This window comes from uncultured Thermus sp., assembly GCF_938010445.1.
Taxonomy (GTDB): Bacteria; Deinococcota; Deinococci; order Deinococcales; family Thermaceae; genus Thermus; species Thermus altitudinis.
In genome coordinates this window covers 1-4,754 of record NZ_CALLUR010000114.1, presented here as the reverse complement: position 1 = coordinate 4,754, position 4,754 = coordinate 1, and the positions used below count along the sequence as shown (strand labels likewise).

Genomic DNA, 4,754 nt, shown 5'->3' with positions numbered 1-4,754 from the left:
CTTGCTTCCCATGCGGAAGGTCTCTGCCAGGAGCACGGTTCCCTTCATTGTGCCCTTGGGGTGGAAGATGCCAATGCGGTTTAGGAAACCTTCCCCGGGGTTGGAGTCCGTGAGGCGTACGGCGCGGAAGGGGTCGGCGTAAAGGTTGGGTTCCGGACGCCCCCCTTTCCCGGGTCTTAGGTAGCCTAGCACCGTCGCCTCAAAGTGTTGATTGATTAGGAGTTCTTCCCTGGATTTGGGTTTAAACTTTGGGGGTATCACCTGGGGTTCGCCCCGGGCCTTTCTAAACTGCCACCGGCCCTCTTGGAAGACCACCTCCTCGCCCCGCTCCACCAAGGTGTGGAAAAGCCACGCGGTGCGCAGGGCCCCTTTCACACTGGAGCCGGGGAGGTAAGGGCCTTGCGGGCTTTGCGGAAGAGGCCTGAACTCTAGGAGGGCTTCTTCTACCGCTTGGCTCACGGTTCTTAGGAAGGCGTTACTGGCCTTGATGGTGCGGAGGACGGCCTCTTTGGGAATCCTTCCCTCTTGGTAGAGGCGGCGAAGCGCCTCCTGGGCGCCCCTTGGCCCCGTGGCCACCTTTGAAAGCAGGGTGTTTTGCCATTCTGGGGGCAGGCTAAGGAGGAGGGCCGAGAGGTCCAATAGGTGGACTTCCTTAGTGTGGAGGTCGGGGACGTAGGCGTAGGCGGGATATAGCTCCCCCGTGCCCACGTGTACGGGACTCAAAAGTTCCAGTTCCAGGCGGTAGCGCTCCAGAAAGCTCATACCCTCACCCCCAAGGGAAACACCTGGAGAACCTCATACACCTTTACCCCGTCCTCTGGGGGAGGGTCAGGGGTGAGGTCCAAAAGCCTGGGCCCGGGGTCCTCCCGGTACACGCTGCCCTCCTTGGTGCGCAGGTAGGATTTCTTGAAGGGTTTGGCCCCCACATACCCCCCTCCCAGGCGGCCCCAGTGGGCCTCGAGGTCGTAGTGCAGGGCTCCCTCCAGGGGACCCGGGGCCAAGGAGACAAAGGCGTTGGCCCCAGGGGCTTCAGGAAGCTCCATGTCCTCCTCCCCTACCACCTGGAAAACCCCTAGGCCCACGCTGGCGAGGCCTCCATAGCCCATCTCCCCCACAAACTCCAGTCCTTCCCGCACGGGAAAGGGGGCCTCTCCCAGGGTGTACACCGCATACTCCCCTTGGGGGAAGAGGAAGTCCTGGGCGAAGAGAATCCCCTGCCGGGCGCCCCCGGTTCCCCGGTCTATGCCCACCCTTACCCGGCGGAGCCGCTTAGGGAGCGGGGGGGTTAGCCTCTCCTTGAGGTCCTCGGCCAGCTCGGGGGCGTGGAGAAGAGCCTCCTCCCCCTTTTCCGCCACCTTGGCGAAGGTTTCCAAGGAGAGGAGCTGCAGGGCTTTGAGGTTCTTGCGCAGCTTGGTCTCCTCCACCAACAGAGGGGAGAGCTTGGGGCGGGGAAGCCAGCCTCGAGGGAAGGCGCTGGAGAGCCGGAAGGAAACCCGTCCTACCCGGTACCTTTCCAAAAGATCCTCCAAGGCTTGGCGGCCATGGGTGTAACGGTACCACCAGAACAGGTGGCCCATGAGGGTTGGGGCCCGGGGCAGGCTCCGCAAGCCCCCTTGGAAGCGAAGGTAATAGGCCTTAACCCTCATAGGGAACCAAAGGAGAGGGTTTCAATCTCCAGGCGCTCGTTAAGGGGAAGGTCTTCCTGCTTCTCGAGGGGCTTCTGCGGGTGCAAAAAGAAGACCTGGCCATACCCCCGGCTAATGTGCCCCCCAAGCCCGTCCAGCTCCAGAAGCTCTAGGGCCCGCATCAGGTACTTCTGGAAATACTCCTCATCCTTGTCGTCCAGAACCCGGTAGGTCATGGACACGGCGAAGCGGCTTCCTGCGGGCACCCGTTCCGTGGTGCGCGGGTTGGCGTTGCCCCCTAGCCTGGGGATAAACACCTCCTGCTTGATCTCCGTGAGGTACCCCCCCCGGGCCACGGTCCGCTCCAGCTCCTCCTTGGAGTCTGGGGTCAGGTAGGCGTCCCGGACCAGAAGCCGGGTGGGCCCCCGCTCACGGGCCACCTTGAGGGCCTTTTCGTCATTTTCTGGCGCCAAGCCAAAGATACGGGCCACGGGATCGTCTGGGTTACTGGAAGCGAAGACGTGCCTTTCTTGGGCCTTTAGGATGTAGTCCCCGCCCAGGCTCCACTCCAGGAGGTAGCGGAGCTTCCCCTTCAGGCTGGACCCCGGGATGTAGGGCTCGTCGGTGAGGGGGTTACGGATCACGGGGTTATCCAGGTCGCCGATGGCCATCTGGTCCCGGCTCATACCGATCCTTAGGCCGGTTTTGGCCAAGAGAATGGCCCGGATGCGCTTGATGGCTCTAAGCCTCATACCTCACCTCCCATGGGCATAGAAGTACGCCAGCACCGCCTCCACGTACTTCATCATGGCCAGGAAGTCCTCAGGGCTCCTCTTGCCGGCGTCTATAGCCTCGTTGAGAAAGTTGACGAAGGTGGTGGCCCCCTTCAGCGGGCCGTTGCTGCGGGTGTTGTAGGCCAGTTTGGCCTTGAGGAGCTCCAGCTCCGGGACCAGCCTCCGGAAGGCCTTGTCCGGGTCGTGGCGCCTCTCCTTGAGGAAGCGGTTCTCCAGGGCCCGCAGCTCAGCGAAGTAGTTGCGGAACTGGCTGGACTTCACCTTGCCCTCCTGGGCGATTTCCTGGGCCAGCTGTTCCGCCCTTGCGAATACCGTCGGGTCTAAGAGCTCCTTCGTCCTGTCCTGAAAAAATACCAACTCTGCCATCTAATCCCCCCTTTCCCTGTATAGCGCCCATTGTACCCAAACCGGCAGGTGATGCCAGGCCGGTTCTTGGTGATCCAGGAGCCTCAGGTACCCTTTCCAGGCGGCCTCATCCTGCTCCCTGATGCGCCTAAGGGCGTAGGCCAGCAGGGGCTTGTAGCGCATCCTCTCCCCGTACCCTTCCTCGGGCTCCCGGGGCCTTTCCGAAACCCCGTCCCAGAAGCGGCGCCATAGCCCAAGCCAGCGGTACACCTGGGCCTTGCTCACCCGTTTGTCCTTCAGGTGCCGCCTTAGGGGTTCCATCCAGTTTTGGCGCAGGTCCCTTAGGGTGTCCCAAGGCACCGCCCGGCCAAACAGGAAAAGCCGGCCCCGCCCCGCATTCTTGGCGGCGGTCTCCGCCTCCTGGAGGGCTTGGGCCATGGAGGGGACCGGGACTTTGCCGCCAAAGAGCTGAAAGCCGCCGGACAGGGTGAGGGCGGGGTGGCGCACGTAGTGACGGTAAAGGCTCTCCAGGTCCAGAGCGAAGTCCAGAAGCACGTCCCAAGGCCCCAGGAGGAAGAGGTCGTCGCCCCCGGAGTAGACGCTGTAGATGAGGCGGTAGCGGCGGGCCTTGTTCTGGGCCTCGAGGCCGCTCCAGCCCAGGCGTCCTTGGTAAAGAGAAGCCTCCTGGATGAGCCCTAGCACCTCCACGGTGAAGAACCACTCCAGGAAACGCGAAAGGGCGGCTATGCGGCTAGGGGTAGCTTGGTCTCGTTCCTGGCAACGCAGCCCCCGGGCGAAAACCTCGCCCATGCGGTCTGCGTCCAGGAGGAGTCCGCCCAGGTACGGAACCCCTTTTGAGAGGGCCGCCAGCTCGCTGAAGGTGAGGGGGCGCTCGCGGGTTACTTCTTCCTCCTCCTCAAAAAGGCCCTCCTGGACCACCCAGGCCTGGTACTCTTCCAGGCTCTTTCCCTCAGCTTCCAGGGCATCCGCCACCGTGGGCAGGTGCCCCAAGAGGGGCTTCACCTCAAGGGAAAAGCCATCCGGGCTAAAGTCGGGCCTTCCCCGCTGCACGTGGAAAGGACTCCCGGCCGGACCGGTTCCGTCCCAAAGGGACACCTGCAGCCCGGGAAAGCCAAAGTAGGGCGGAGGGGCGCCTTCTAGGTGGAAGGCCACCCCCTGGGCCCGGGGGAGGCGGCCACCCACGTCCCGTTCTCGTTGGCATTCCCGGCAAAGGGCACCGGGTTCGTCCTGGAGGGCCGGCCTCAGCCCGCAAGCCGCACACGGCCGCAGGGCAGGGCGGAGGGTGTCGGGGGTGGATTGGAGAAACCGCAAAGGCCGAAGCTTCGCCTCGGCGAGGGCCTGGTGCACCCTACGGAAAACCTGGTCAAACTGGGCGAACTCCTTCCCGGCAAAGGGGGCCCAGGCCAGGTAGGGGAGGAGGCTAGCCCCGTTTTTGAAGGCCCACTTCTCCCAGTCCTCGAGGTGGGCTTGGAGGGCCGCCTTCGCCTCTTGGGTATGGGGTAGGAGCAAGTAAAACTTTCCCCCAGCGCTCATGATGCGGTTTAGGGGCGTCAGGCCTACCTTCCTGAGGAGGCCCAGGGCCATGGCCTCCGCGGCCAGGCTCACCTCGAGGCTCCGCGCCCGAAGCCGCTTGGCGATGCCCCCCACCCCGGTTTCCGCTCCCGCCACCCGGTAGATGTGCCCCTGGATGCCCCCGAGGTCTCCCACCACCAAGAGGAACTTCTCCCCGTCGCGGCGCAGGTCCTCCACGGAGGGGTTCCCCCCGTGGTAAAGCCAAAGGGCATGGGCGATGGCCGCGGTGAGGCGCAGGTGGTCGTAGAGGGAGACATCGGGTTCGGCCTGGGTGTCGGCGGGGATCAGGGAAGCGGTCTCCTGTAAGACGGTGGCCAAGGAAAGGAGGAGGGCGTGGGGGGTCTTGGGGGGGCTTTGTCGCAAGGCTGCCATGCGCTGGTGGAGGCGGTCCTCGAGG

At 64.0% G+C, this 4,754-nt stretch carries 5 protein-coding genes; all 5 read right to left on the bottom strand.

The window, feature by feature from the left end; genetic code table 11:
* Nucleotides 1-762, bottom strand: a 762-nt coding sequence (csm5, locus tag Q0693_RS06580; RefSeq protein ID WP_298630135.1) for a type III-A CRISPR-associated RAMP protein Csm5, incomplete at its 3' end; no start/stop codon positions are given.
* The gene (locus tag Q0693_RS06575) at nucleotides 759-1,646 is read right to left on the bottom strand and encodes a hypothetical protein (protein WP_298630133.1); all 888 of its coding nucleotides are present in this window, start codon (nucleotides 1,644-1,646) and stop codon (nucleotides 759-761) included. The genes csm5 and Q0693_RS06575, both read right to left, overlap by 4 nt.
* Entirely contained in the window at nucleotides 1,643-2,377 is a 735-nt protein-coding gene (csm3, locus tag Q0693_RS06570) for a type III-A CRISPR-associated RAMP protein Csm3 (protein ID WP_298630131.1), read from the bottom strand. The genes Q0693_RS06575 and csm3 overlap by 4 nt, the downstream gene beginning before the upstream one ends.
* 3 nt (nucleotides 2,378-2,380) lie before the next feature.
* Entirely contained in the window at nucleotides 2,381-2,785 is a 405-nt protein-coding gene (gene csm2, locus Q0693_RS06565; RefSeq protein ID WP_243031740.1) for a type III-A CRISPR-associated protein Csm2, read from the bottom strand.
* Nucleotides 2,786-4,754 (bottom strand): type III-A CRISPR-associated protein Cas10/Csm1 (gene cas10, locus Q0693_RS06560; protein ID WP_298630129.1); only part of this gene is annotated, 1,969 nt, incomplete at its 5' end.

Coding starts and splice junctions, on each gene's coding strand:
- csm3 (WP_298630131.1), bottom strand. CDS start 2,377: ATGAGGCTTAGAGCCATCAAGCGCATCCGGGCCATTCTCTTGGCCAAA.
- Q0693_RS06575 (WP_298630133.1), bottom strand. CDS start 1,646: ATGAGGGTTAAGGCCTATTACCTTCGCTTCCAAGGGGGCTTGCGGAGC.
- csm2 (WP_243031740.1), bottom strand. CDS start 2,785: ATGGCAGAGTTGGTATTTTTTCAGGACAGGACGAAGGAGCTCTTAGAC.